24 protein-coding genes and 5 tRNA genes are annotated in these 26,713 nt (G+C 65.1%); 11 read left to right on the top strand and 18 right to left on the bottom strand.

The annotated features are described in order from the left end of the window. Positions 1-24 precede the first annotated feature (24 nt). The 6 genes from ACZ1A1_RS06835 to ACZ1A1_RS06810 all read right to left on the bottom strand — a co-directional run bounded on the left by ACZ1A1_RS06835 (position 25) and on the right by ACZ1A1_RS06810 (position 6,718). Positions 25-828 carry an endonuclease/exonuclease/phosphatase family protein gene (locus ACZ1A1_RS06835; protein ID WP_463619279.1) on the bottom strand — a complete coding sequence of 268 codons (804 nt, stop codon included), beginning with the start codon at positions 826-828 and terminating at the stop codon, positions 25-27. Positions 829-854: 26 nt separating this feature from the next. Beyond that, on the bottom strand, positions 855-2,261 hold the full coding sequence (sthA, locus tag ACZ1A1_RS06830) for a Si-specific NAD(P)(+) transhydrogenase (protein ID WP_415212038.1): 1,407 nt from the start codon (positions 2,259-2,261) through the stop codon (positions 855-857). 160 nt (positions 2,262-2,421) lie between these two features. Continuing rightward, positions 2,422-3,255: a RadC family protein gene (radC, locus tag ACZ1A1_RS06825; RefSeq protein ID WP_463619278.1), complete on the bottom strand. Its 834-nt coding sequence runs from the start codon at positions 3,253-3,255 to the stop codon at positions 2,422-2,424. Between the two features lie 7 nt (positions 3,256-3,262). Further along, complete coding sequence (gene map / locus ACZ1A1_RS06820; RefSeq protein WP_203318795.1) at positions 3,263-4,090, bottom strand: type I methionyl aminopeptidase; 828 nt, start codon at positions 4,088-4,090, stop codon at positions 3,263-3,265. 31 nt (positions 4,091-4,121) lie between these two features. Beyond that, positions 4,122-4,841: a DNA/RNA nuclease SfsA gene (gene sfsA, locus ACZ1A1_RS06815; RefSeq protein ID WP_463619277.1), complete on the bottom strand. Its 720-nt coding sequence runs from the start codon at positions 4,839-4,841 to the stop codon at positions 4,122-4,124. A 20-nt stretch (positions 4,842-4,861) separates the two neighbouring features. Then, positions 4,862-6,718, bottom strand: a complete 1,857-nt coding sequence (locus ACZ1A1_RS06810; RefSeq protein WP_463619276.1) for a PHA/PHB synthase family protein — start codon at positions 6,716-6,718, stop codon at positions 4,862-4,864. A 125-nt stretch (positions 6,719-6,843) separates the two neighbouring features. Here ACZ1A1_RS06810 and ACZ1A1_RS06805 point away from each other — a divergent pair, with 125 nt between their 5' ends. From ACZ1A1_RS06805 to recJ, 4 genes are all read left to right on the top strand, one after another. Then, positions 6,844-7,182, top strand: coding sequence for an SHOCT domain-containing protein (locus ACZ1A1_RS06805; protein ID WP_119256244.1), 339 nt, complete (start codon positions 6,844-6,846; stop codon positions 7,180-7,182). A 173-nt stretch (positions 7,183-7,355) separates the two neighbouring features. Continuing rightward, positions 7,356-8,573, top strand: a complete 1,218-nt coding sequence (locus ACZ1A1_RS06800) for an LL-diaminopimelate aminotransferase (protein WP_203318799.1) — start codon at positions 7,356-7,358, stop codon at positions 8,571-8,573. 59 nt (positions 8,574-8,632) lie between these two features. Further along, complete coding sequence (locus ACZ1A1_RS06795; RefSeq protein WP_203318800.1) at positions 8,633-9,955, top strand: homoserine dehydrogenase; 1,323 nt, start codon at positions 8,633-8,635, stop codon at positions 9,953-9,955. Positions 9,956-10,173: 218 nt separating this feature from the next. Next, complete coding sequence (recJ, locus tag ACZ1A1_RS06790) at positions 10,174-11,976, top strand: single-stranded-DNA-specific exonuclease RecJ (protein WP_463619536.1); 1,803 nt, start codon at positions 10,174-10,176, stop codon at positions 11,974-11,976. 35 nt (positions 11,977-12,011) lie between these two features. On the opposite strand, the gene ACZ1A1_RS06785 is transcribed toward recJ, so the two are convergent. From ACZ1A1_RS06785 to ACZ1A1_RS06765, 5 genes are all read right to left on the bottom strand, one after another. Next, a tRNA-Glu gene (locus ACZ1A1_RS06785) sits at positions 12,012-12,086 on the bottom strand. 141 nt (positions 12,087-12,227) lie between these two features. Beyond that, positions 12,228-12,302, bottom strand: a tRNA-Glu gene (locus tag ACZ1A1_RS06780). A gap of 131 nt (positions 12,303-12,433) precedes the next feature. Beyond that, positions 12,434-12,508 (bottom strand) — tRNA-Glu (locus ACZ1A1_RS06775). Between the two features lie 140 nt (positions 12,509-12,648). Then, the gene (locus tag ACZ1A1_RS06770) at positions 12,649-13,926 is read right to left on the bottom strand and encodes a D-Ala-D-Ala carboxypeptidase family metallohydrolase (RefSeq protein ID WP_463619275.1); all 1,278 of its coding nucleotides are present in this window, start codon (positions 13,924-13,926) and stop codon (positions 12,649-12,651) included. A 297-nt stretch (positions 13,927-14,223) separates the two neighbouring features. Beyond that, positions 14,224-14,664: a VOC family protein gene (locus ACZ1A1_RS06765; RefSeq protein ID WP_119256248.1), complete on the bottom strand. Its 441-nt coding sequence runs from the start codon at positions 14,662-14,664 to the stop codon at positions 14,224-14,226. A gap of 193 nt (positions 14,665-14,857) precedes the next feature. Here ACZ1A1_RS06765 and ACZ1A1_RS06760 point away from each other — a divergent pair, with 193 nt between their 5' ends. Beyond that, positions 14,858-15,436 carry a cold-shock protein gene (locus ACZ1A1_RS06760; RefSeq protein WP_463619274.1) on the top strand — a complete coding sequence of 193 codons (579 nt, stop codon included), beginning with the start codon at positions 14,858-14,860 and terminating at the stop codon, positions 15,434-15,436. A gap of 50 nt (positions 15,437-15,486) precedes the next feature. Continuing rightward, positions 15,487-15,930: a DUF192 domain-containing protein gene (locus ACZ1A1_RS06755; RefSeq protein ID WP_463619273.1), complete on the top strand. Its 444-nt coding sequence runs from the start codon at positions 15,487-15,489 to the stop codon at positions 15,928-15,930. A gap of 53 nt (positions 15,931-15,983) precedes the next feature. On the opposite strand, the gene ACZ1A1_RS06750 is transcribed toward ACZ1A1_RS06755, so the two are convergent. The 7 genes from ACZ1A1_RS06750 to ACZ1A1_RS06720 all read right to left on the bottom strand — a co-directional run bounded on the left by ACZ1A1_RS06750 (position 15,984) and on the right by ACZ1A1_RS06720 (position 21,457). Continuing rightward, a tRNA-Arg gene (locus tag ACZ1A1_RS06750) sits at positions 15,984-16,060 on the bottom strand. A gap of 9 nt (positions 16,061-16,069) precedes the next feature. Beyond that, positions 16,070-16,375 (bottom strand): ETC complex I subunit, encoded by a 306-nt coding sequence (locus ACZ1A1_RS06745; RefSeq protein ID WP_313193019.1) that lies wholly within the window; start codon positions 16,373-16,375, stop codon positions 16,070-16,072. A gap of 130 nt (positions 16,376-16,505) precedes the next feature. After that, positions 16,506-16,582 (bottom strand) — tRNA-Pro (locus ACZ1A1_RS06740). Between the two features lie 124 nt (positions 16,583-16,706). After that, the gene (locus ACZ1A1_RS06735; RefSeq protein WP_463619272.1) at positions 16,707-17,858 is read right to left on the bottom strand and encodes a ceramide glucosyltransferase; all 1,152 of its coding nucleotides are present in this window, start codon (positions 17,856-17,858) and stop codon (positions 16,707-16,709) included. Between the two features lie 113 nt (positions 17,859-17,971). After that, complete coding sequence (locus ACZ1A1_RS06730) at positions 17,972-19,375, bottom strand: protein kinase domain-containing protein (RefSeq protein WP_463619271.1); 1,404 nt, start codon at positions 19,373-19,375, stop codon at positions 17,972-17,974. Next, positions 19,376-20,116: a metallophosphoesterase family protein gene (locus tag ACZ1A1_RS06725; RefSeq protein ID WP_463619270.1), complete on the bottom strand. Its 741-nt coding sequence runs from the start codon at positions 20,114-20,116 to the stop codon at positions 19,376-19,378. 99 nt (positions 20,117-20,215) lie between these two features. Beyond that, positions 20,216-21,457 (bottom strand): NAD(P)/FAD-dependent oxidoreductase, encoded by a 1,242-nt coding sequence (locus ACZ1A1_RS06720; protein WP_463619535.1) that lies wholly within the window; start codon positions 21,455-21,457, stop codon positions 20,216-20,218. 143 nt (positions 21,458-21,600) lie between these two features. On the opposite strand from ACZ1A1_RS06720, the gene ACZ1A1_RS06715 reads away from it, so the two are divergent. The 5 genes from ACZ1A1_RS06715 to pdhA all read left to right on the top strand — a co-directional run bounded on the left by ACZ1A1_RS06715 (position 21,601) and on the right by pdhA (position 26,703). Beyond that, complete coding sequence (locus tag ACZ1A1_RS06715; protein ID WP_463619269.1) at positions 21,601-22,494, top strand: VOC family protein; 894 nt, start codon at positions 21,601-21,603, stop codon at positions 22,492-22,494. A 1-nt stretch (position 22,495) separates the two neighbouring features. Continuing rightward, the gene (kdsA, locus tag ACZ1A1_RS06710; protein WP_463619268.1) at positions 22,496-23,335 is read left to right on the top strand and encodes a 3-deoxy-8-phosphooctulonate synthase; all 840 of its coding nucleotides are present in this window, start codon (positions 22,496-22,498) and stop codon (positions 23,333-23,335) included. 126 nt (positions 23,336-23,461) lie between these two features. Beyond that, the gene (eno, locus tag ACZ1A1_RS06705) at positions 23,462-24,736 is read left to right on the top strand and encodes a phosphopyruvate hydratase (RefSeq protein ID WP_463619267.1); all 1,275 of its coding nucleotides are present in this window, start codon (positions 23,462-23,464) and stop codon (positions 24,734-24,736) included. 461 nt (positions 24,737-25,197) lie between these two features. Further along, on the top strand, positions 25,198-25,506 hold the full coding sequence (locus tag ACZ1A1_RS06700) for an FtsB family cell division protein (RefSeq protein WP_119256283.1): 309 nt from the start codon (positions 25,198-25,200) through the stop codon (positions 25,504-25,506). Between the two features lie 150 nt (positions 25,507-25,656). Continuing rightward, positions 25,657-26,703 (top strand): pyruvate dehydrogenase (acetyl-transferring) E1 component subunit alpha, encoded by a 1,047-nt coding sequence (pdhA, locus tag ACZ1A1_RS06695; protein WP_463619266.1) that lies wholly within the window; start codon positions 25,657-25,659, stop codon positions 26,701-26,703. Positions 26,704-26,713 lie beyond the last annotated feature (10 nt).

The raw sequence follows: 26,713 nt of genomic DNA, 5'->3' as shown, positions 1-26,713 counted from the left end.
GTCGTTCCCAAAGCGGCCCGACCGTCAATCGACAGTCAGCAGCAGCGCCCTGTGGTCGGAAACCTCCGGTGTTTCCACCACGGTGAAATCCGAGACAGGCACGGCCGCATTCACCAGCATGTAGTCCGCATGGCGGCCGGGCTTGGTGTAGTGCGACGTGCGCGTGTCGGTGAAGCCGCGCGTGGTGACGAGATCGGTGAGGCCGAGGCGCGAGAGGGTCTGGAAGGTGCGGCTTTCGGGAAGCACGTTGAAATCGCCGCAGAGGATAAGGCCTTCTTCCCGCCGATGAAGGCGCTGGATGAGGGCCGTGAGGGCTTCGGCCTGCGCAGCGCGGCTCGCCGTGTCGCCCTTGCCGTCGATCTCGCGAAGCCCGTGAAACTGCACGACGGAAAGCGGGCGGTCCGCCTTGTAGTCGTAGAGCCGGAAGGCATGGGCGTTGCGGGCGCGGGGATGGGCGCCGAAGCCGTGCGGAGAGAAGGCGCCGTGCACGAAATCGAGTGCCTGGCCGATGACGGCGATGTCCTGCCGGATGAAGGTGGCGAGGCCGAATTCCTGGTGGCAGGGGCGGTCGCCATCCATCAGCCCGCCGCGGGCGGTCGGGGCGAAGAAGCCGTCGTGACCGGGCAGGACGGCGGCGATCTCGCGGTAGAGATTGGCGCGCTGCTGAAGCTCCATAGCGCCGTCGCGATAGGTCAGCCATTCGGAACGGGCGGCGACGGCGCGCGGCACCTCCTGCAGGCAATAGATATCGGCGTCGACGGCGGCGAGATAGTCGAGGAGCGGCGCATGCAGCATCCCGCCCCAGACATTCAGCGACAGGATCCTCATGCGCGCCGCTCCTTCCCGGCAAGTGGTCAGCCGGTCTGGGACAGGTCGCCCATGCGGTTCCAGGCGTCGAGGCCGGCGATCTTGTAGGCTTCGGCGAGCGTCGGATAGTTGAAGGTGTTCTCGACGAAATATTCGACGGTGCCCTTCAGGTTCAAGACGGCCTGGCCGATATGGACGAGCTCGGTGGCGTTCTCGCCGACGATATGCACGCCGAGCAGGCGGCGGGTCTTCAGCGAGAAGATCATCTTCAGCAGGCCGGAATCGAGGCCCATGATGTGGCCGCGCGAGGTCTCGCGGAAGCGCGCCATGCCGCATTCATAGGGAATGCCGCGCTCCTTCACCTCTTCCTCGGTGAGGCCGCAGGTGGAGATTTCCGGCACGGCATAGATGCCGTAGGGGAAATATTTCGGCGGCTCCTTGGCGATCGCTCCAACAGCGACGCGGGCGGCGATGCGGCCCTGTTCCATCGAGGTCGAGGCAAGGCTCGGGAAGCCGACGACGTCGCCGGCGGCGTAGATATGCGGTACCTCGGTCTGGAAGGTTTCCGGGTTCACGCTGAGGCGGCCGCGCGAATCGGCCGTGAGGCCGGCGGCGGCAAGGTTCAGGCTGTCCGTCGCCCCGACGCGGCCGGCGGCATAGAGCACCATGTCGCAAGTGACGTGGCGGCCGTTGTCCAGCGTGATCTCGCACTTGCCGTTGGCAAGCTTCTCCACCTTGTCGGCCTTCTGGCCGAGGATGAGCTTCATGTTGCGGTCGCGAAGCTGGTAGATGAAGTCCTCGACGATTTCCCGGTCGATGAAGTCGAGGATTGTCGGCTTCGGATCGATCACCGTCACCTGCGTGTCGAGCGCGGAGAAGATCGTCGCATATTCGATGCCGATGACGCCCGCGCCGATGACGGCCATCGAGCGCGGCAGTTCCTTGATGTCGAGCAGCTCGTCGCTGTCGAGCACGCTCTCGCTGTCGAAGGGGATGTTGTCGGGGCGGTAGGGCTTGGTGCCGACGGCGAGCATGATGCTCTTGCCGCTGACATGCATGGTCTCGCCGTCGTCCTTGACGATCTCCATGGTCTCGGGCGTCAGGAACTTCGCCTTGCCGCGGATATGCTGCACGCGGTTGCGGGCGAACTGGTGCTCAAGCACCTCCACCTCGTGGTCGAGCGTGATGAGCAGGCGGCGGCGCAGGTCGTCGGCGCTGATTTCCTGCTTCACGCGGTAGGCGCGGCCGTAGAAGCCGCGCTCGCGCCAGCCGGAAAGGTTGAGCGCCGTTTCGCGCAGCGTCTTCGACGGGATCGTGCCGGTATGCACCGACACGCCGCCGACGCGCTTGCCCTGCTCGATGACGAGCACCTTGCGTCCGAGCTTTGCTGCCTGGATGGCGCCGCGGCGGCCTGCGGGGCCGCTGCCCACGACGACGAGATCATATTCCTGCATGTGTGATTGTCCCAGTCTTCTGCGGCGGAGAATCGTATTGCGTTGCAGCAATTTTCTCCGCCGAGCAATTTCCGTCAACCGAATGTGGCATCAAACCGTTTCAAACGGATGAAGGCGCGCTCCCCGGTTTCCCGTATCGCGCCCCGAAGCCGCTTCGGAACTACATGAGCCGCAGCCCCTTGAGGCTGGCGTGGCCGTCCTTGCCGATGATGATGTGGTCATGCACCGTGATGCCGAGCGGCCGGGCCGTCTCCACGATGGTCTTCGTCATGTCGATATCCGCCCGTGACGGGGTCGGATCACCGGAAGGATGGTTGTGCACCAGGATAATGGCCGTCGCCGAAAGTTCCAGGGCGCGGCGCACCACTTCGCGCGGATAGACCGGCGTATGGTCGACCGTGCCGTGGCCCTGCACCTCGTCGGCGATCAGCGTGTTGCGCTTGTCGAGGAAGAGGATGCGGAACTGTTCGCGCGGCTCGTGCGCCATGGCGGCGTGGCAATACTGGATGACCGCGGACCAGGAGGCGAGCACCGTCTTGTTGCGAATCTCGCTCTTCAGCGTGCGCTGGGCGACGGCGGAGACGAGCTTGAGGTCCAGCGCCACCGCCTCGCCGATGCCCTTGACCTCCTGCAGCAGCGCGGGCGTTGCGCCGAAGACGCCGGACAGCGTGCCGAAGCGGTCGAGCAGGGCCTTGGCCACCGGCTTGGTATCGCGGCGGGGGATCAGGCGAAAGAGCAGCAGCTCCAGGATCTCGTAATCGGCGAGCGCCGTGTCGCCATTGTCGCGGAAGCGGGTGCGCAGGCGTTCGCGGTGACCGTGATAGTGCTTGTCTTCCACGGCGGCGGGGATCGGCTTGGCGGGCGCGGCGCGGGCAGGGCGCTCGTAGAAGTGCCCACGCTCGTCGCCGGGACCGAAAAGATCGTCGACGCCCGCCGGATCGTCCGCCGTGAAGATGGAGGGCGAAATGTCCGTGCGGCCGCGCGATCCCGTCATGGGCGGCCTATGCGGGAAGGCCGGGGCGGTCGAGGCCGCCGGGCGACAGCGTGAAGATCTCGCAGCCGTCGGCCGTCACGCCGACCGTGTGCTCGTACTGCGCCGAGAGGGAGCGGTCGCGCGTGACCGCCGTCCAGCCGTCGGACAGCACCTTCACATGCGGGCGGCCGAGATTGATCATCGGCTCGATGGTGAAGATCATGCCTTCCTTCATTTCCGGGCCTTCATTGGCGCGGCCGTAATGCAGGATGTTCGGGGCGTCGTGGAAGAGCCTGCCGACGCCGTGGCCGCAGAAGTCGCGCACGACGGAGCAGCGCTCGGCTTCCGCATAGGCCTGGATCGCCTCGCCGATGGCGCCGGTGCGCGCGCCCGGCCGGACGGCGGCGATGCCGCGCATCAGGCATTCATGGGTGACTTCGAGCAGCCGTTCGGCGGCGCGCTTGATCTCGCCGACCGGATACATGCGGCTCGAATCGCCGTGCCAGCCGTCGAGGATGTAGGTGACGTCGATATTGACGATGTCGCCCTCGCGCAGCGGCTTGTCGTTCGGGATGCCGTGGCAGACGACGTGGTTGATCGAGGTGCAGGTGGACCTTGTATAGCCGCGGTAGTTGAGCGTCGCGGGCAGGGCGCCGTGATCCATGCCGAATTCGAAGACGAAGCGATCGATGACGTCGGTGGCGACACCCGGCTTGACCAGCGGATAGAGCTCGTCGAGGCAGCGGGCCGTGAGCTGGCAGGCCTTGCGCATGCCGGCAAAGGCGTCCGCATCGTAGAGGCGGATCACGCCCGTGTTCTTCAGCGGCGCGGAGGTCGCGTCGATATAGGTCACCATGGTCGAACTTTCACTCGTCTTTGTCGTACCGTCATAAAACAGCGATACCGGGTTCGTCCATGGCGATCGATGCCACAGGCCGGATTTGCCCGGGTGTAACGGCACATTTGACCGCATAGGCCTCGACGCCGCGCGAAAGCGCGCGGCGGAAGCCGCCGGCATAGATGGGGTCGAGGTCGGCGCAGATGCGGAAGAGATCGCAGTCCTCGCGCTGGATGAGATAGAGCATGACGGCGCGGAAGCCGGCCTCGGCCATGTCGCCCAGCTCTTCGAGATGCTTTGCGCCGCGCGCCGTCACCGTATCGGGAAACTCGGCAAGGCCGGGCGTACGGCGGAAATGCACGTTCTTCACCTCGACATAGGCCGGCGGGCGGGCATCGCCGGAAAGCAGGATGTCGATTCGGGAATTGCGGCCGTATTTCCTTTCCCGCTCCAGCACCGGATAGCTGCCGAGATCGGCGACGAGGCCGGCAAGGATGGCTTCCTCCGCCAGCCGATTCGGCAGGCCCGTATTGATGCCGACGACGGTGTCGTCCGCTTCCACCAGTTCGAGGCGGTGGCGGTGCTTGCGCGTCGGGCTGTCGCTTTCCGACATCCAGATGCGCGAGCCGGGCGCGGTCAGCCCGCGCATCGAGCCGGTATTGGGGCAGGAGCCGGTGATCGCCATCCCGTCGTCGAGGATGGCGTCGAAGAGGAAGCGCTTGTAGCGCTGCACGAGCGTGCCGGAAACGAGCGGCGGATCGAACTTCATGGGATGTACTTCACAGGACGTCAGGCACGCACGCGCACATAGGAGCCGGGAGCCTCCTCGATGGAGTTCATGGTGCCGCCGGTCTTGCGGGCCGGCACCATGCGGTCGTCCTCGGCCTTGATCCATTCGTGCCAGTGCGGCCACCAGGAGCCGGGGGTCTCCTCGGCCTTCTTCACCCAGTCCTCGAATTCGCCCTTGACCGGGCCGCCGGTCCAGAATTGGTATTTCATCTTGTCGGGCGGATTGACGACGCCGGCGATATGGCCGGAGCCGGCCATGACATAGGTGACCTTGCCGCCGAAATACTTGCTGCCCACGAAGACCGATTTCGCCGGGGCGATATGGTCCTCCTTGGTGGCGAGGTTGTAGATCGGGATCTTTACGTCCTTCAGCGAAACCTTCTCGCCGGCCAGCACCATCTCGCCCTTGGATAGGGTGTTATTGAGATAGCAATTCCTCAGGTAGAACGAATGGTTGGCGGCGGGCATTCGCGTGGAGTCTGAATTCCAGTAGAGCAGGTCGAAGGGCATCGGCTCCTGGCCCTTCAGGTAATTGTTGACGAAATAGGGCCAGATCAGCTCGGAGGCGCGCAGCATGTTGAAGGCGGTCGCCATCTTGGAGCCGTCGAGATAGCCCGTCGCCTTCATGCCGCGCTCGATGGCGTCGATCTGGTCCTCGTCGGCGAAGACCTTGAGGTCGCCGGCAAAGGTGAAATCGACCTGCGTGGTGAAGAGCGTCGCGGTGCGGATGCGTCTGTCGCCTTCCCTTGCATGCAGCGCCAGCGTGGCGGCGAGCAACGTGCCGCCGACGCAATAGCCGATGGCGTTGACCTCGTCCTCGCCGGTTGCCTGCTTGATCGTGTCCAGCGCGAAGCCGATGCCCTCGCGGGCATAGGCTTCCCAGCCTTTGTCCGCATGGCGCTCGTCCGGGTTCACCCAGGAGATGACGAAGACCGTATGACCCTGGTCGACCGCCCATTTGATGAAGGATTTCGCCGGATTGAGGTCGAGGATATAGAACTTGTTGATCCAGGGCGGGCAGATGAGGAGCGGGCGCTTCAGCACCTTGTCCGTCGTCGCGTCGTACTGGATGACTTGGCAGACGTCGCTTTGCGCCAGCACCTTGCCCGGCGTTAGCGCCATGTTCTCGCCGATGGCGAACTTGCTGGTATCCGTCTGGCGCAGCTTGAGATCGCCCCGGCCGGCGGCGATATCCTCGGCCAGCATCTTCATGCCGCGCACGAGGTTCGCCCCGTTGGTGGCGACCGTCTCGCGGTAGAGCTGCGGATTGGTGGTGATGAAGTTGGAGGGCGAGATCGCGCTGGCGATCTGCTTCACGTAGAAGCCGGCCTTGTGGCGGGTGTGCTCGTCGAGCCCATCGGCATCGGCCACCAGCTTTTCCGCCCAGTCGGAGGTCACGAAATAGACCTGCCGCAGGAAGTCGAAGAACGGGTTCTTCACCCAGTCCTCGTCGGAAAAGCGCTTGTCCTTGGCGTGCGGATCGGGCGCTTCCTCGACCTCGTTGCCGCCGAGCTTGCTGAGCGTGCGCGACCAGATGCCGAAATAGCTGCCGAGCAGCATGGTCTGGGCTTCGAGCGTGCGGCGCGGATCCGCCAGCCAGTATTCGGAGACTTTGGAGAGCGTCTTGACCATGTCGACCATCGGCTCGGCGACGGCGTCGACCTTCTCACCGGTTTCGCGCGGGGCGAGCCAGGCGGAGGCGGCCTTGCCGAGCTGCTCGACGGTGCGGGCGAAGTTGACCGTCAGCGCCTCGGGATCCTTGACGATATAGGGCTCTATCGCGGCGGGGTCGAAAGGCTGGAAGCCGGGCTTGTCGCCGGCCGCATCGCGCTCGCCCGCTTTGCTGTCCTCGGCCATCGCTCCCTCCCGATTTTATTGTTACTTTTGTATTTTTACATTCTCTGCGAAACAGATTACAAGGGCCTCGAAGCCTTTCGCGGCAATATCCGGAACCGGCCGTTTCGACAGGAGCATACAGCCTCATGGCGTTCGAATTCAGGCGCTTCAGCGCCGTCCTTCTCATGGCCGCCATGCCGGCCGCGCTCGCCGCCTGCGCCTCCTCGGAAGCGCCCGCGACGGTGAATGCCGGCGCGAACCGGGCGGCCGTCTATCCCGACATCACCGCCATCGTGCGCGGCGAGACGCAGCAGATGAGCGACGAGGAAGCGGCCAATTACCAGGCGAGCCTGATGGCGCTTGCGCATCGCCGCAAGGCGGGTACGATCTCGGAAGCCGAATATCGTCGGCAGCTCGCCGAATTGCAGGCGCTGCGCGACAACCACGGCAAGGCGACGCTAGCCGAAATCGAAGGCACGAAATAGCGCTTGCCTTTCGTGCCGTTTGGCAGCAAAGCGAAAGACGGCCTTTTGGCCGCCGGCGCGGGCGGAGCGCCTTCATTTCGAACGCTTTCGCCCTTATCCGGTCACTTGAAACGCGCGGAGTTTTGTGTCGTCCGGCAGGGCCCGGAGGGGCTCCGCGCTCAACGGGGTTAGAGATGGAAGAGTTTCACAAGGTCCGGCGTCTGCCGCCATATGTTTTCGAACAGGTCAACCGTTTGAAAGCAAGCGCGCGAGCGGGCGGCGCCGACATCATCGACCTTGGCATGGGCAACCCCGACCTGCCGACCCCCAAGGCCATCGTCGACAAGCTCTGCGAGGTGGTCCAGGACCCGCGCACGCACCGCTATTCCTCCTCCAAGGGCATTCCCGGCCTTCGCCGCGCGCAGGCCGCCTATTACGCCCGGCGCTTCGGCGTGAAGCTGAACCCGGAGACGCAGGTCGTCGCGACCCTCGGTTCCAAGGAAGGCTTCGCCAACATGGCGCAGGCGATCACCGCGCCGGGCGACGTCATCCTCTGCCCGAACCCGACCTATCCGATCCACGCCTTCGGCTTCCTGATGACCGGCGGCGTCATCCGCTCCATCCCGGTCGAGCCGGACGAGAGCTTCTTCCCGCCGCTCGAGCGTGCCGTGCGCCACTCGATCCCGAAGCCGCTCGCGCTGATCCTCAATTATCCGTCGAACCCGACGGCCCAGGTCGCCACGCTCGATTTCTACAAGGACGTCATCGCCTTTGCGAAGAAGCACGACATCATCGTGCTCTCCGACCTTGCCTATTCGGAAATCTACTTCGACGACACGCCGCCGCCGTCCGTGCTGGAAGTGCCGGGCGCGATGGACATCACCGTCGAGTTCACCTCCATGTCGAAGACCTTCTCCATGCCCGGCTGGCGCATGGGCTTTGCCGTCGGCAACGAGCGCCTGATCGCCGCGCTGACCCGCGTGAAGTCCTATCTCGACTACGGCGCCTTCACGCCGATCCAGGTGGCCGCGACCCATGCGCTGAACGGCGACGGCTCGGACATCGCGGAAGTGCGCAACGTCTACAAGCGCCGCCGCGACGTGATGGTCGAGACCTTCGGCAAGGCCGGCTTCGAAGTGCCGCCGCCGGCGGCGACCATGTTCGCCTGGGCGAAGATCCCGGAAAAGTTCCGCCATCTCGGCTCGCTGGAATTCTCCAAGCTGCTCGTCGAGAAGGCGGATGTCGCCGTCGCTCCCGGCGTCGGCTTCGGGGAGCTGGGCGACGATTACGTCCGCCTCGCGCTGGTCGAGAACGAGCACCGCATCCGCCAGGCTGCGCGCAATATCAAGAAGTTCCTTTCCACGGCCGACGAGACGATGCACAACGTCATCTCGCTGAACGCCCATCGCTAATGAAATCCGCCCTCCGCGCTTCTCGCGGAGGGCTTTTCCAGAACTCATAGGACATGACCATGGCTGATGCCCTGAAGATCGGCATTGCGGGCTTGGGGACCGTTGGTGCCTCGCTCGCGAAGATTCTCGTCGAACGCAGGGACATGCTTGAGACGACGTGCGGCCGGCCGATCGAGATCGTCGCCGTCACGGCACGCAGCAAGGGCCGCGATCGCGGCGTCGATCTCTCCGCTGCCGAATGGTTCGACGATCCGGTGGCGCTTGCCCGCGAGGCGAAGATCGACGTCTTCGTGGAACTGATGGGCGGGGCGGGCGATCCGGCCCTTGCCGCCGTCAAGGCGGCGCTGTCGCGCGGTGTCCATGTCGTGACGGCCAACAAGGCGCTGCTCGCCGCGCATGGCGTCGAGCTTGCCGGCATCGCCGAGAAGCACGGTTCGCTGCTCAATTACGAGGCGGCGGTCGCTGGCGGCATCCCGGTCATCAAGGCGCTGCGCGAATCCCTGACGGGCAACACGATTTCCCGCGTCTACGGCATCATGAACGGCACCTGCAACTACATCCTGACCAAGATGGAGAAGGAGGGCCTGTCCTTCGAGGCGTGCCTCAAGGAAGCCCAGCGCCTCGGCTATGCCGAAGCCGACCCCGCCTTCGACATCGAGGGCAACGACACGGCGCACAAGCTGTCGATCCTGACGACGCTCGCCTTCGGCACGAGGATTTCGGCCGACGACATCTATCTCGAAGGCATCACCAACATCTCCATCGACGATATCCGCGCCGCCGCCGATCTCGGCTACCGCATCAAGCTGCTCGGCGTCGCGCAGAAGACCGATACGGGCGTCGAACAGCGCGTGCACCCGACCATGGTGCCGCTCGACAGCGTCATCGCGCAGGTCGACGGCGTGACGAACGCCGTCGCCATCGAATCGGACATTCTCGGCGAGCTGCTGATGGTCGGCCCCGGCGCGGGCGGCAATGCCACGGCCTCGGCCGTGCTAGGCGACATCGCCGACATCGCCAAGAGCCGCCCCGGCGCGCAGACCGTGCCGGCACTCGGCCGCCCGGCGGCGGCGCTCGCCCCCTACAAGCGCGCGCAGATCCGCAAGCACCACGGCGGCTACTTCATCCGCCTCTCGGTGGAGGACCGCACGGGCGTTTTCGCCAGCATCGCGCGGCACATGGCGGAGAACGGCATCTCGCTGGAATCCATCGTCCAGCGCGCGCAGTCGACGGCCGAATCGACCGATCCGAAGACGATCATCCTCGTCACCCACGCGACGATGGAGGATTCCGTCCGCAAGGCCGTCGCTTCCATCAAGAGCGAGGGCTATCTTGTCGGCGAGCCGCAGGTGATCCGCATCGAGCGGCCGAAGGCGGCCTGATTTTCGCTGCCCGCATTTCGGTGCGGATCAGCCATGCACCCTAACACTCTCCCCGCAAGCGGGGAGAGGGGACTTGCCCCACGCAACGTTGGAAAGTTGAGGAAAACGGTGCGGCACTTTTCCTTCTCCCCGCAGCCAAGGAGAAGGTGGCCGGCAGGCCGGATGAGGGGCCGGCCTTCCGATGCAGGAGGGGTAACACGACCGGAGCCGCCATGAGCATGTTGGAAAACGCAGATCCCGTCAGCCGGGCCTTTCTCGGCGTCGAGCGCTCGGCGACCGGGCAGCGCTGGGTGGCGCGGCTCGACCAGGCGGGGGAGAACCGCGCGCTGGCGATGAGCCAGACGCACGGCTTGCCGGACCTCATCTCCCGCGTCCTGTCCGGACGGGGCATTCCCTTCGAGAATGCGCTGGAATTCCTCGACCCGACGCTGCGCCGGCTGATGCCCGAGCCCTATAGCCTGATGGACTGCGAGGCCGCGACGGAGCGGCTGGCGCGCGCCATCGAGCGCGGCGAGCGCGTCGCGATCTTCGGCGACTACGATGTCGACGGGGCCTCCTCCTCGGCATTGCTCTACCGCTTCCTGACGCATTTCGGCGTGCCGGCGGAAATCTACATTCCCGACCGCATCTTCGAGGGCTACGGTCCGAACCCGAACGCCATCGGCCAGCTCATCGACCGGGGCGCACAGTTGATCGTCACGGTCGACTGCGGCTCGACGAGCCACGAATCGCTCGCCGTCGCGCGGGAACGCGGCATCGACGTCGTCGTCATCGACCACCATCAGGTCGGCGAAACGCTGCCGCCGGCCCTGGCGCTCGTCAATCCGAACCGCGAGGACGATCTGTCCGGGCAGGGGCATCTTTCCGCCGCCGGCGTCGTCTTCCTCGTGCTGGTGGCCCTGCAGCGGCTGCTGCGCCAACGCGGCGATGTGCGGGCGGGGAGCTTCGACCTTCTCTCCATGCTCGATCTGGTGGCGCTTTCCACGGTCTGCGACGTCGTTCCGCTGAAGGGGCTGAACCGCGCCTATGTGGTCAAGGGCCTCGTCGCCGCGCGCCATCTCGGCAATGCCGGCCTGACCGCGCTGCTCAAGCAGGCGGGCATCGGCGGGCCGGTGACGCCCTATCATCTCGGCTTCCTTGTCGGCCCGCGCATCAATGCCGGCGGGCGCATCGGCGATGCCGCCCTTGGCAGCCGCCTCCTGACCATCGACGAGCCGGGCGAGGCCGAGCGCATCGCAAAGCAGCTCGACGAGCTCAACCGCGAGCGCCAGGCCATGGAAGCCGCCATGTTGGCCGAGGCGGAAGCCGAAGCGCAGGCGGAATACGGCACGGGCGAAAACGCCTCGGTGATTCTGACGGCCCGCGAGGGCTGGCATCCCGGCGTCGTCGGCCTGCTCGCCTCGCGGCTGAAGGACCACTTCCGCCGCCCGGCCTTCGCCATCGCCTTCGACCCTTCGGGCAAGGGCACCGGCTCCGGCCGCTCGATCAGCGGCTTCGATCTCGGCCGCATGGTGCGCGCGGCTGTGGAGGAGGGCATCCTCGTCAAGGGCGGCGGCCATGCCATGGCGGCGGGCCTGACGGTGGAGCGGGAAAAACTCGGCCGGCTGCGCAGCTTCTTCGAGGAGCGCGCGGAACGCACCGTGCGCGACCTCGTCGCCGTGGAGACGCTGAAGATCGACGGCGCGCTCAGCGCCAGCGGCGCCACGCTGGCGCTGGCCGACCAGCTGGAACAGGCCGGCCCCTACGGCTCCGGCCATCCGCAGCCGATCTTCGCGCTGCCGGCGCATCGCGTGCGCGACGTGCGCCCCGTCGGCGTCAACCACCTGCGCGTCAGCCTGGAAGGCCCCGACGGCGGTAGGCTGGATGCCATGGCCTTCCGTGCGGCGGAAGCCGATCTCGGGCTTTTCCTGATGAAGGAGCGCGGGCAGGCGGTGCATTTCGCCGGCACGCTTTCCGCCGATAGCTGGCAGGGCAGCCGGCGCATCCAGTTCCGCGTGATCGACGCGGCAAAGGCCTTCTGACAGCTCTCTTTTCTTGGCGGTGTCGGGGAGGACCGTGGCACGCCCTAGGGGAGTCGAACCCCTCTTTCCAGAATGAAAATCTGGCGTCCTAACCGATAGACGAAGGGCGCGTGCGGTGGGCGTCTTCTAGTCGGGGGTGCGGATTCGCGCAAGCCCTAAATGCAGGAAATTTCAGTTTTTTCCCAGTCGTGAAAGCAGGCGCGCGGGAACGCTCGAAGGCATGATTTCAACGATGATGGGAGAGGGACCCGTGGCACGCCCTAGGGGAGTCGAACCCCTCTTTCCAGAATGAAAATCTGGCGTCCTAACCGATAGACGAAGGGCGCGTGCGGTGGGCGTCTTCTAGTCGGGACGCGGCGGATGCGCAAGACGAAAAATCGCGTTCGGCGCAACTTTTTCAACAGCCAGCGAAGGGCTCCAGCGCGCGAAAAACAGGCGATTTCAAGGGGAGGGACCGTGGCACGCCCTAGGGGAGTCGAACCCCTCTTTCCAGAATGAAAATCTGGCGTCCTAACCGATAGACGAAGGGCGCGTGCGGTGGGCGTCTTATAGAAGGGCGTTTTTTATTCCGCAAGCGGGAAAAAGCACTCGTGACAAAAAAATGAAAAGCCGCCCGGAAGGCGGCTTTGCGGAGGAAAAAGAGCTTTGATCCCGGGGACTTAGCCCCATGTACTATTTCCGGGCGCGGCAGCGCCAGTTCCAGTCGCGCTCGGGGCCGATGTCGATATGCACGGATTCGGTGTGGCAATAGGTGCCGACGCCGCCGCGGCCGGGCATGCTGCGGAGATATTCCGCAAGCTCCCACTTGCTGACGCCCGAAATCTGGATGTCGGCCGCCTCGCAGCGCGTGTGCAGCGACTGCTTCTCCCGATTGGGCTTCACGTCGCGAAGGCCGGAGGTGACGATGATCGGCTTGTCGTAATGCTTTTCGATCGTCTTCAGCACCTGCAGCAGTTCCGGCTTGAAGCAGCCGGTCTTCACCTTCTCGGTCTGCAGCCACAGGCCGTTCGGCGCAAGGCGCGCAAGGCCGGCGATGGAGGCCACTTCCTTGAACTGCGGCGCGTCGTCGTCGCCCTCGTCCGATTCGGAGTGATCCGTCGAGAACATGGAATTTGCCGTGGCGACGCCGGGCAGGACGCCGAGGGACGCCTTCTGGGTGGCGCCCGCACTGTCGCGGTTGAGCACGCGGCGCTGCTGCGTTGCAAGGCCGTCGCCGCCGTCGTTCGCCGTTGCCTTGTCGGCAAAGAGGGAGGCGACCGTCACCCGCTTGTTCTGGCCGTTCTGGGCGTCATCCGGCAGCGCGGCGAGCGCTTTTTCGGCGGCATTTGCCCTTGCCGGCTCCTCGACGAGTGCGGCGCGGGCCGAAGTCGGGATCGGGATGTTCTCCGGCATGGCGTCGCTTTCGCCGAGCATGGCGACTTCCTCGCCGCCGGCATTGTCGAGCTGCGGCATGTCCTCGACGGGCAGGCGCCCTGTCTTGCCGGCGCCCTGCGCCGCGCCGGAGCTTGCAAAGAGGCCGCCGTTGGAGGTGTTCGTGGCCTGCGCCGCATAGGCCGTGCCGACCGGCGCCTGGCCGCCACTGGAATAGATGCTGGCCTTGCCCGCATCCAGATTGGCCGGCTGCATGACGGCGCCCGCCATGTCGCGGCCGGCTTCGCCCTGGCCCTGCTGATCGAGGGCAGCGGCGGCATCCGTGGTGGCCTGGGACCCCTGTGCCGCGCCTTCGGCGGCGATGACCGGCGTGGTGGTCTCTTCTCCGCCTGCGGCGGCTGTTTCTTCCTTGTCCTGCGCGGCCGTGCTGTCGGCGCGCAGATCGGTGGAGACTGCGGAAACGCAGCCCGAGAGCGTGGCAACCGAGACGGCCAGCAGCAATCCATACCGCAGCGTCTTCAGGCTCGGCCACTTTCCTTGCACGATCTGCAAAGGCTTTCCCCCGCTTTCGACGTTCATGCCCCGGTCTTGCCGACGGTGGGGCCATTTCTTCAGACAGTCGCAACCGCAATCGAAAAGGCCAGGGGGCCACGCTGCGGCTGCCGCGATGTATCGCCCGGCCATTGCAGGAAAGACCGAAACGATGAAGCCGTGAAAGCAGAACGGGAGCAATCCGGCCCGAAAACGGCCACACGCCCCCTCACGCTGGCGATCGACCGGAACGGCAAGAATCTTCCGGTCAAATACGGCAAAACGATGGTTCGTCGCTGAAGGTCTAGGACGCAAGCTTTGCCCGGAGCTTGCGTCCGGGACGAATTACCAGGCGCCGGTATTGCCCATCGAGGCCCAGGGCTCTGCCGGGGCGAGGCTTGCGCCCTTCTGCAGGATCTCGATGGAAATGCCGTCCGGCGAGCGCACGAAGGCCATGTGGCCGTCGCGGGGCGGGCGGTTGATGGTGACGCCGTTGTCCATAAGTTTCTGGCAGAGGGCGTAGATATCGTCGACCTCGTAGGCGAGGTGGCCGAAATTGCGGCCGCCCGTATAATCCTCGCTGTCCCAGTTATAGGTCAGCTCCAGGCAGGGCGCGGCGTTCTCGCGTGCCGTGGCGAGATCGCCGGACGCCGCCAGGAAGATCAGCGTGAAGCGGCCCTTCTCGTTCTCGATCCGGCGCACTTCCTCAAGGCCGAAGAGCGTGCAGTAGAAGTGCAGGGACTTGTCGACATCTTTGACGCGGACCATCGTGTGAAGATAACGCATTGCAATGTCCTTCAAATTGGAATCGCTGAAAGGTTAGGCTTTTGTCAGCCTCGGGCAAGCCTTGCGGCCTATCAAGGGAGCCGGCAAAACTTTCAAAGGGGCTTGCGCATTCGCATCGGGACAATGTTATTCTGGTTCTCAAGAATCAGTTAACCGTAACTCATGTGACGCGTAAACGAGGGGCTGGCAGGTCATGGCGGACAGGGTGTCTTCAAAGGAAATCACGATGCGTGATGACCAGGGCAGCGACGCCGTCGAGCTGATCGAGATCACCGGCGTCATCAAGTGGTTCGACGTCGCCAAGGGCTTCGGCTTCATCGTGCCGGACAACGGCACGCAGGACGTGCTGCTGCACGTCACGTGCCTGCGCCGCGACGGCTACCAGACGGTTCTCGAAGGCACGCGCGTCGTGGCGCTCATCCACAAGCGCGACCGCGGCTACCAGGCCTTCCGCATCCTTTCCATGGACCAGACCACCGCCGTGCACCCCTCGCAGCTGCCGCCGGTGAAGACCCATGTCCAGGTTACGCCTTCGAGCGGGCTGGAGCGCGTGCTGGTCAAGTGGTTCAACCGCACCAAGGGCTTCGGCTTCCTGACGCGCGGCGAAGGCACGGAAGACATCTTCATCCACATGGAGACCCTGCGGCGCTTCGGCCTCACCGAGCTGCGCCCCGGCCAGGTCGTGCTGGTGCGTTTCGGCGACGGCGAGAAGGGCCTGATGGCCGCGGAGATCCATCCCGACATTCCGGTTCCGGGCAACAGGGCACATTGATGGCTGTCTTTTCACGGATTTTGGGCGTCACACGTCTGGCAAGCGCCTTCATGGCGCTTTTTCTTTGCCTGGCATCCGTCGCGGGCGCGGGCGAGAAATTCGATACCCAGCCGCTGACCATCGTCACGAAGAACGGCAAGAGCCATGCGTTCACGGTGGAACTGGCCGTGACGCCCCGCCAGCGCGAGCAGGGCCTGATGAACCGCCGCGAAATGGCGCCGGACCATGGAATGCTCTTCGCTTTCGGCGAGACGCGTCAGGTCTTCATGTGGATGAAGAACACCTACCTGCCGCTCGACATGCTGTTCATCGGCAAGGACGGCAAGATCCGCTCCATCAAGGAGAACGCCAGGCCGCTCGACGAGTCGATCATCGATTCGAAGGGGCCGATCGACTATGTGCTGGAACTGAACGGCGGCACCGTCAAACGCCTCGGCATCCGCACCGGCAACCGCGTGCAGAACGCGCTGATGGAAAAGCTGCGCAAGCAGTAGCGGGTGAAATCGATACAAACAACGAAGATGGCTGGCCGATCGTCAGAGACGGTTGGCGACCCCTGCAGGACTCGAACCTGCGACATTCTGCTTAGAAGGCAGATGCTCTATCCAGCTGAGCTAAGGGGCCTGTAGGACTTCAGTGAGTCCAGGGCTGCATGCGGTTGAAGCGGAAATTATCCGGGTAGGCGACGCGCTTGCGGGTCGATTCCTTGGGTTCGATCAGCCGGTACTGGATGCCGTTGCGCTCCGCATAGGCAATTGCTTCCTCGCTGGTCTCGAAGGTCAGCTTCACCTGCTGGTACATGTCGCCCGAGCTCGTATAGCCCATGATCGGATCGATCGTCCGCGGCTTTTCAGCATCGAACTCCAAAACCCAGAGGTGAGTCTTGGCTTTGCCGGACTGCATGGCGGTCTTGGCGGGGCGATAGATCTTCGCGGTCATCGAAGCGGCTCCAGAATTCTCGCATATAGGCACGCCGTTCCGCCGGCGCGCGTCCGAGAATGCATAACCCAGATTCCATAAAGGGGAAATGACTGGAGAGAGCATTTGGCATCGAAACGCCCGCCGGACATGGTCGGAGTGGAGAGATTCGAACTCCCGACCCTCTGGTCCCAAACCAGATGCGCTACCAGACTGCGCTACACTCCGTCCGTCCCGGCGATGGGGAGATACACGTATCCTGTTCCTGTCGCAACAGGAAATGGATGTTCCCAAGCGCTTGTGGAAGACATCCCGGAAAGGTCCTTCCGGCAAATGTATATTCCGGCAGCACTCATGGTCCTGCCGGCGCTTCCTTGAGTTCGCAGGCGGCGGTGCCGATCGTCATCGTGTTGCCGCGCCAGTCGACGTTGCCGCCGAGCCAGGCGCGCAGCCAGATGGCGGGCATCATGATGTCGCGCAGCATCATCGCGGGAAGCGACCAGGGCGAGAGGCGCCAGCCCTTGGCGAGCGCGAGGCCGGCTTCCGGCAGGTAGATGCCGGCGAGTACCAGCAGAAGGGCAGGCGTCAGCGGGGCTCCGGCAAGGAGGGCGGCGGCGAGTGCGAGAAGGAGCGGCGGCAGGATGCCGAGCAGGATCTCCGGTGCGAAGAAGCCGGGGAAGGTGACGCGGCGAAGGCGCGACCAGCGGCTCTGGCGCGACCAAATCTCGCGGCCGGTGCGGTGCCCCAGCGGCTGCTCGAAGGGCGAGGAGACGAGGTGCACCTTGAAGCCGAGCCGGTTCACCAGCTTCGTCGAGGCGGCATCCTCTGCGATCTCGGCATTCAGCGCGTGGATGCCGCCGTTCTCGTCCAGCATCGGCTTGTACCAGAGCATGCTTTTTCCCTGGGCGAAGCCGAAGCCGAGCGCCTCGCCGGCATATTGCCAGCGCGCCTGCTGGGTGTTGAGGAACATGCATTCCACCTCGGCCCAGAAGCCGTCCGGGCGTGAGCCGAGCGGCGTGGAGCAGACGACGCCCGTGTCGCTGCGCCAGGCGGCCATGAGGTGCTGGATATAGTCCGGCGGCATCAGCACGTTCGAATCGGCAAGGATGACCCAGTCGTGACGCGCGGCCTGCCAGCCCTTGACGCAATTGTTGAGCTTGGGATTGGCGCCGATGCGGTCGTCGCCGATGAGGATGCGGGCCTCGACATGCGTGTGGGCGGCTGCGGTCCGTTCGATTTCTGGAACGATGGGATCGTTGCCGTGGGCGACGCAGAAGAGAAGCTCGTATTTCGGCCAGGTGAGGCGGAAGGCGCGGTCCAGCGTCTCCGCCGAGAAATTCTCGATGCCGCGCACGGGAACGACGATGGAGACCGGGGGCTTCTTGCGAACCTCGGGCGGCGGCGCGCCGGCCGGTTCAAGCCGTCTTCCGGCGACGAGGATGCTCGCAAGGTTGGTCGCAACGAGGGCGCCCGAGGCAAGGGCGAGGGCCTGAGCCATGTCCATTCACGCAAACTCCGATGGGCGCCGGCCCTCAACGGGCGGCTGCCGGGGTGCATTCACGCGGGAAGAGACAGCACTGTCACATGACAGGCGAATGACGGGGCGTCCGGCCCCGTCTATTCCGGCGGCAGGCGGTTGCGCACGACGGTCACCGTGCAGGGCGCATGGGCGGCGACGCCGCCGGAAACGCTGCCGAGCATGGAGCGCATGGCCGATTCGGCGCGCGCGCCCATGACGATATGGTCGACATAGTTTTCGCGGGCATATTCCAGGATGGCGTCGGCGGGCGAGACGGCCTCCAGCACATGGAAGGTGATTCCCCCGCCGGGGGCCGGCAGGCCGGTCGACCAGTTGCGAAGCTGCACGAGGCGCAGGACATGCTTGTTTCGGCCTTCCTCGTCCAGCGAGGTGTCTATGGCGATGCGGTTGATCTTCAGCACGTTGATGCAGGCGATGCGGGCATCCGGCGTGTTCTCGATGATGCGGGCGACGGTCTTGCGGATGGCTTCGGCAAGGTCCGGTGTCTCGCCTGCAAGGTCGATGGCGACGGCGACGATGGGGGCGCCCGCAAGCTGGGCCTCCGCCGTCCGGGGCCTCGCGGCCTCGATGGGCACGGGATTGAAGCGGCGGCGCAGCACCATGCCGAGCGGGTCGCGCTTCATCTTCGCCGCCCGCGCCGTCAGCTTGACGGCGGGAAGATCCTGAAGGTCGAGAGCGAGCTGGGCGGCGCTCGGATAGCGCCAGGCGGGGTTCACCTCCAGGCATCGCAGGATGATTTCCTGCAAGGCGGGCGGGATCGCGGCGTTGCGGGCGCGCGGCGGCAGCGGATCGCGCCAGAGCCGGCGCTTCAGGCCCTTCAGGCGCTGCGGATCGCCGAAGGGGCGCTCGCCGGTCGCGAAGAAATAGAGCATGACGCCGAGCGCGAAGAGATCGCTGCGGAAATCGCTGCGCGTGCCGAGCACCTGCTCGGGCGCCATGTAGGGCGCCGTGCCGTAGGGCAGGCGGAACTGCTCGTCCATCAGGTCCGGCAGGTGGATGTGGCGGGCGAGGCCGTAGTCGATGAGCACGGCCTCGCCGGTCTCGCGGAACATGACGTTGGAGGGCTTCAGGTCGAGATGGACGACATGCTGGCGATGCAGCGAATCGAGCGCCACCGCCACCTTGGCGCCGATGGCGGCCACCTCTTCCGGCGGCAGCGGCAGGCGCTCGAGCAGCGGATAGAGCGAGGTGCCGGGCAGGCGCTCCATGACGATATAGGGGAGCGTCGCGAAATCGCCGTTGGCGACGAAGCGCGGCACATGCGGGCCGGAAAGGCGCGGCAGGATCATCTGCTCCATCTCGAAGCCGACGATCGCCGCCGGATCGTCACCCTCGCCGATGACCGGCACCTTCATCAGGATCGGGAAGTCGATATCCGGCCGGCTGACCTTCCAGATGCGCGCCATGCCGCCATTATGGGCGATGTCCTCGATGACGAAGCCGTCGATCACGTCGCCGGGTTTCAGCCTTGCCTTGACCATCTAGCGTCCCCGCAGCAGGCGGTCGGCGAGCGAGGCCGGAAGGCCCGCCGCGCGGATCTTGTCGGCCGCCTTCTCCATGTCGTAGGCGGCGCGCATGAAGCTGAGCTCCGCGCTCTCGGTATCGTAGAGTGCGAAGGCGGCGGCCGGGTTGCCGTCGCGCGGCTGGCCGACCGAGCCCATGACGGCAAGCCAGCGGCGCTGCGGCAGGAGCGGCACCGGCGTCGCGGCGACGGGGGCAAAATGCGTGACCTTGCCGCCCGGCGCGGTGCAGTAGAGCGCCGGCTTGTGAACATGGCCGCAGAAGCTGACGCGCGCCTCGCAGGCGGCGAGATGCTGGCCGGCATCGCTGGCGTCGAGCACATAGTTCCAGTCGGCCGGCGCGCTGGCATCGGCATGGACGAAGAGACAGTCGCCCTCGCGTGCCTTGAAGGGCAGGGCGGCGAGAAAGGCGCGGGTGGCGCCGCCAAGCTGGCGGCGCGTCCATTCGAGCGCCAGCGTCGCCGTGGCATTCATCGAGACGGAAGGATTGCCGACCGCGTCGTCGTGGTTGCCGCGCAGCACGATGGCGCCGCCCGCGGCAAGTCGCATCGCCTGTTCCGCGCACCATTCGGGATCCGCGCCATAGCCGACGATATCGCCGAGCAGCACGAAGCGCTCCGCCCCGGCCGCTTCAGCAGCCGCCAGCACGGCCTCGAAGGCCTCGCGGTTGGCGTGGATATCGGAAAGGATGGCGAGCAGCATGGCGGTCCGGTCTTTCAAGGTCGATGACGAGCATAACGCGCCTTGCCGGCCGCAACCATTCGACGGAAGGGGAATATCGCCCGCGCGGACTGGCGTTCGTCAGGAATCGCGGGCGCGGAAGGCGAAAAGATCGGCATCCGCATCGCCATGGCCGGCAATATCGGCGGCGACGATCTCGGCCGCGATCTGGCTGAAGGTGATGCCGTTGCCGCCGAAACCCATCACGGCGAAGACGTTCGGCAGGCCGGGAACGCGGCCGATGAGCGGCAGGCCGGTGCGGGTGGTGCCGAAGGGGGCGGCCCAGACATGGTCCGGCTGCGGCAGGGAAAGGCCGAGCAGCGCCTCGACCTTGCGGTGGATGGTCTTCGCCTTCTGCCGAAGCTTTTGCGGCGAGGCATAGGCGTTCTCGCTCTCCTCGTCCTCGCCGCCCGCGATCAGCCGGCCGTCGCGGGAGCTGCGCAGGTAGAGATACGGATCGGCGCCCTCCCAGACGATGCAGTCCTTCAGCCAGTCGGGCAATGCCGTGCCGGGTGGTGTCGAGAGTGCCCAGGTGGAGACGATGGCATGGTCCCGGTCGGCGACCGCTTCGAGGAATTCGTAACCGGAGCAGAAGACGGCGTTCCGCGCTGAGAGGATCCTGCCCTCTTCCGTGGCAAGGAACACGCCGTCCATTGTCGCGCGCATGTCGGTGATCTCCAGCGGGCTGACGATCTCCACGCCGCGCGCGGCGGCGGCCCGCAGGATGCCGGCCGCCATCTGCGCCGGATTGGCGGAGGCCGAGATATCGCTGAGAAGCGCGCCGGTGCGCTGGATGGAGAAGCGCTCGGCGAGGGTGGCGGCATCGAGGAAGTCCGCTGCGATGCCTGCCGCGCTGCGGGTGTCCAGTTCGTTTTGCAAGGCCCGCCGGCCATAGGCATCGCCGGCAAGGAAGAGTGTCTTCTTGCGCTCGAAGCCGCAGGATATGCCTGTGTCCGCAACGATCCGCGTCAACTGTTCCACGGCGCGGGCGGAGCGCCGCCAGGCGCGCCGGGCCTTTTCCTCGCCGATCATGCCGGCGAGCCTGTGCAGGGGGACGTCGATCTCGTGCTGGATCATCGCCGTGCTGGCGAGCGTGCTGCCATGGACGGGCTGCCGGCGGTCGACGACGAGCACGGACCGCTTGCCGTCGGCGAGCGCATGGGCTGCGAGCGCGCCCGAAATGCCGGCGCCGACGACGATGCAGTCGTAGTCCGTCCGCGACGGCCTTTCGCGCACGCGCAGGGTAATGCGCGGCGAGTCGGCCCAGAGGGGATGGGATTCATGCAGGTCGCGCTGGCGCGTGATGTCGCGGGATTTCGGAATGGTGCCCCTCCATGCGAAAAGTCTTCCCAAACGGGCAAGGCGCGGAAAAGTTCCGGCCGGCCGCAGCGCAAGGTGGTGGTGCTTGCATTGCGGGCCGAAAGCATGCAAAGCACGGGGCGCCTGAAACACGACCGGATTTTGCCATGACCGTGAGTTCGAGAACGCCCCGCCCGATCGACCATCTGGTGCTGCCGGTGTCCGAGCTTGGAGTTGCCCGCGAGCGCCTGACGCAGCTCGGCTTCACCGTCGCCAAGGACGCGCGCCATCCGTTCGGCACGGAAAACTGTTGCGTCTTCCTTTCCGACGGCAGCTATCTGGAGCCGCTCGGCATCGCCAACCGCGAGGAATGCGAGGAAGCGGCGCGCAGCGGCAATACGTTCATCGCCCGCGACCAGGCTTTCCGCTTCCGCCGCGGGCAGGAGGGCTTTTCCGGCATCGCCATGGCGACAGGCGATGCCTGGGACGACGACCGACGCTACCGGTCGGCGGGGATTTCCGGCGGCGAGATCCTGGAGTTTTCCCGCGACATGCTGCTGCCGGACGGCACGTCCGCGACCGGCAGCTTCCGCCTTGCCTTCGCCGCCGACCTGCGCAGCCCCGATTTCTTCTTCTTCGCCTCTCAGCGCATCCTGCCGCTGCCTTCCGACCGCAAGGCGCTGGAGACGCACGGGAACGGCGTCGTGGCGCTCGCCGAGGTCGTGCTGTCCGAACAGAACCCGACGGACTTCCAGTATCTCGTGCAGGAAGCCGCCGATGAGCGCGAGATCGAGGCCATGTCCTTCGGCATGTCGGTCGAGACGCCGCGCGGCCGCATCACCGTGCTGAACGATGCCGGCCTCGAAGGCTTCTACGGCATTGCGCCGGTCGCCGGCGCGGACCGTGGCCTCAAGGGGCAGGCGGTCGTCTTCAGGGTTTCCAGCCTGTCCGATTGTCGCTGCCTGCTGGCGCAGCGCGGCGTCGCCTTCCGCGAGCGGGACAACCGCGTTCTGGTGCCGCCGGCGCCGGGTCAGGGCGTCCTCTTCGTCTTTGGAGAATGAGATGAAAACCAATTCCACCGTCATCGTCGGCGAAGGGGCCAGGAAGGTCACCTTCGCGCAGGACAAGCGCTTCTCGCTGATCGCCGGCCCCTGCCAGATGGAAAGCCGCGACCATGCCTACATGATCGCCGGCACGCTCGTCGAACTCTGCGACAAGCTCGGCATCGGCCTCGTCTACAAGTCGTCCTTCGACAAGGCGAACCGCACCTCGCTCTCCGGCAAGCGCGGCATCGGGCTTGAAAAGGCCATGGAAATCTTCGCCGACCTCAAGAAGGATTTCGGCTTCCCGGTCCTGACCGATATCCACACGGAAGAGCAATGCGCCGTCGTCGCCAAAACGGTCGATATCCTGCAAATCCCCGCCTTCCTGTCGCGCCAGACGGACCTTCTCGTCGCCGCCGCCAGGACGGGCCGCACGATCAACGTCAAGAAGGGCCAGTTCCTCGCGCCCTGGGACATGAAGAACGTACTGGCGAAGTTCACCGAGAGCGGCAATCCGAACGTGCTGCTGTGCGAGCGCGGCGCGTCCTTCGGCTATAACACGCTCGTCTCCGACATGCGTTCGCTGCCGATCATGGCCGCGCTCGGCGCGCCCGTCGTGTTCGATGCCACCCATTCGGTGCAGCAGCCGGGAGGGCAGGGTGGTTCGACCGGCGGCCAGCGCGAATTCGTCGAGACGCTGGCGCGCGCTGCCGTCGCCGTCGGCATTGCCGGCCTCTTCGTCGAGACGCACGAGGACCCGGACAATGCGCCCTCCGACGGGCCGAACATGGTGCACCTCAAGGACATGCCGCGGCTGCTCGAAAAGCTGCTCGCCTTCGACGCCATCGCCAAGGCCTGAGATTTCAAACGGATGACACGAAGACGTGCCATCCGTTTTCGGCGCCATCGTGCCATTGTAATTTCCGAGTTGTCGATTAAAAGTGGATTTTAATCGATTTATGAACCCCGAACCAGGACGATATCCATGACTGCTATCATCGACATCATCGGCCGCGAGATTCTCGACAGCCGCGGCAATCCCACCGTCGAAGTGGACGTGCACCTCGAAGATGGCAGCTTCGGCCGCGCGGCCGTTCCCTCGGGCGCCTCGACGGGCGCGCATGAGGCCGTCGAACTGCGCGACGGCGGCAAGCGCTACCTCGGCAAGGGCGTCGAGAACGCCGTCGCCGCCGTCAACGGCGAGATCTTCGAAGCTATCGGCGGCCTCGATGCGGAAGACCAGATCCAGATCGACCAGACGATGATCGAGCTCGACGGCACGCCGAACAAGGCGCGCCTCGGCGCCAACGCCATCCTCGGCGTCTCGCTCGCCGTCGCCAAGGCCGCCGCCGAAGCCGCCAACCTGCCGCTCTACCGCTATGTCGGCGGCCCGAACGCCCGTGTCCTGCCGGTGCCGATGATGAACATCATCAACGGCGGCGCCCATGCCGACAACCCGATCGACTTCCAGGAATTCATGATCGTGCCAGTCGGTGCCGAAACGATCCGTGACGCCGTGCGCATGGGCTCGGAAGTCTTCCACACGCTGAAGAAGCAGCTCGCTGCCGACGGTCACAACACCAATGTCGGCGACGAAGGCGGCTTCGCGCCGGGTCTCGCTTCTGCGCCCGCCGCGCTCGACTTCATCATGAAGTCCATCGAGAAGGCCGGCTACCGTCCGGGCGAGGACATGTTCATCGCGCTCGACTGCGCTTCGACCGAGTTCTTCAAGGACGGCAAGTATGTCCTGGAAGGCGAAGGCCGCACGCTGGAGCCGGGCGCCATGGCCGACTACCTTGCCGAACTCACCGAGAAGTACCCGATCTTCTCGGTCGAGGACGGCATGGCGGAAGACGACTGGGACGGCTGGAAGCTCCTGACCAACAAGATCGGCAAGAAGGTGCAGCTCGTCGGCGATGACCTCTTCGTCACCAACTCCGCGCGCCTTCGCGACGGCATCAAGATGGGCGTCGCCAACTCGATCCTCGTCAAGGTCAACCAGATCGGTTCGCTCTCCGAAACGCTCGACGCCGTCGAGACCGCGCACAAGGCGAGCTACACCGCCGTCATGTCGCACCGCTCGGGCGAGACGGAAGACTCCACCATCGCCGACCTCGCCGTCGCCACCAACTGCGGCCAGATCAAGACCGGCTCGCTCGCCCGCTCCGACCGTACCGCCAAGTATAACCAGCTCATCCGCATCGAGGAGCAGCTTGGCGCGCAGGCACGGTTCGCAGGCCGCGGCATCCTGCGCGGCTGATTGGAAAAACAGTTTATCCGAAATGATGAAACCCGCGTCGCGAGACGCGGGTTTTGTTTTTTAAGGGCCTGGGAGGCGTGCGGTTTTCTCTCCGGTCAGCCTTCTTTCTTTGACCTGTCCGGCTGTGGCGTGTGGCATTGTCCTTGGGTCGAGCCCCGAGAATGACGGCGGCAAAGGGCGAGGCTGCGGCGAAGGATTGGGCCCCCGGTCCATCAGTCGATGTATGATGTCGCGTCGGGTGGTGCGGCATGGCGTGCCGCTGCTTCAGCCGGCGGCTTTTCTTCTGTCGTCATCCTCGGGCTCGGCCGGGGATCACACGGCGCCCAGCCATGCCTCATCACGGCACCGCGAGGGAGCGCGCACCCGTCACATGCTTCCCCGCCGCCGCGCCCGTCATGGTCAATGATCGGTTAACCCCTTGGTGCTAGTGTACAATCCGTACTGCGTATCGGGGCACTTGCATGTGGACCAAACATCACAAGAAGCGGAAGTTCGGCCGGCTTACCCTGCCGGTAATTACGGTCGCATTCCTTTCCTATTTCGGTTACCATTCCGTCCATGGCGATCTCGGCCTCAGGGGAATGGAGGAGTTTGAGCGGCAGAGAGTGGAGCGCCAGGCGCGTCTCGACGTGCTCGTGCGCCAGCGCCAGATCCTGGAAAAAGAGGTCGCCCTCATGAGCGACGGCTCGCTCGAGCGGGACATGCTCGACGAAAAGGCGCGCTCGTACCTGAACATGTCGCGCGCGGACGAAATCGTGATTTTCCACTGAAAGTGTCGATTAACCGAAATCTGGTTAATCGTAAATCAGCCTTATTATTCAGGGGCTTGTTCAGAATATAAGCCATGCAATTATGGCATTGCTGCGACCGGATTTCTCCCCTATGGTTTTCGCCAAGAAGGCAAACATAGGGAGGAACGAATGGCTCCGCGCAAAAACGCGTCCACGTCCAGCCGCAAGCCTGCGGCAAAGCCTGCGAAGAAAGATTTCATCGGCGGCACCATCGCCGACTTCTCCAAGGAAGACGACCTCAAGGCCTACCGCGAGATGCTGCTGATCCGGCGTTTTGAGGAAAAGGCCGGCCAGCTCTACGGCATGGGCTTCATCGGCGGCTTCTGTCACCTTTATATCGGCCAGGAAGCCGTCGTCGTCGGCATGCAGCTCGCGCTGAAGGAAGGCGACCAGGTCATCACCGGCTATCGCGACCATGGCCACATGCTGGCCTGCGGCATGAGTGCGCGCGGCGTGATGGCGGAACTGACCGGACGCCGCGGCGGCCTTTCCAAGGGCAAGGGCGGCTCCATGCACATGTTCTCCAAGGAGAAGCATTTCTACGGCGGCCACGGCATCGTCGGCGCCCAGGTCTCGCTCGGCACGGGCCTTGCGTTCGCCAACCGTTACCGCGGCAACGACAATGTCTCGCTCGCCTATTTCGGTGACGGCGCGGCCAACCAGGGCCAGGTCTACGAAAGCTTCAACATGGCGGCGCTCTGGAAGCTGCCGGTGATCTACGTGATCGAGAACAACCGCTACGCCATGGGCACGGCCGTTTCGCGCGCCTCCGCCCAGACCGACTTCTCGCATCGCGGCGCTTCCTTCAACATTCCCGGCTTCCAGGTGGACGGCATGGACGTGCGCGCCGTGAAGGCCGCCGCCGACGAGGCGGTCGAGTATTGCCGCGCCGGCAAGGGCCCGGTCATCCTCGAAATGCAGACCTACCGCTATCGCGGCCACTCCATGTCCGACCCGGCGAAGTACCGCTCGAAGGACGAGGTGCAGAAGATGCGCTCGGAGCACGACCCGATCGAGCAGGTGCGCGCGCGTCTTCTCGAAAAGGGCTGGGCCAGCGAAGACGACCTCAAGCAGATCGACAAGGAGGTCCGTGACATCGTCGCCGACAGCGCCGATTTCGCGCAGTCCGATCCGGAGCCGGATGTATCCGAACTCTACACCGACATCCTGCTGTAATCCGGGGAGG

The organism is Shinella sp. R2-11, assembly GCF_055330205.1.
This window is presented reverse-complemented; position numbering and strand designations above follow the sequence as displayed.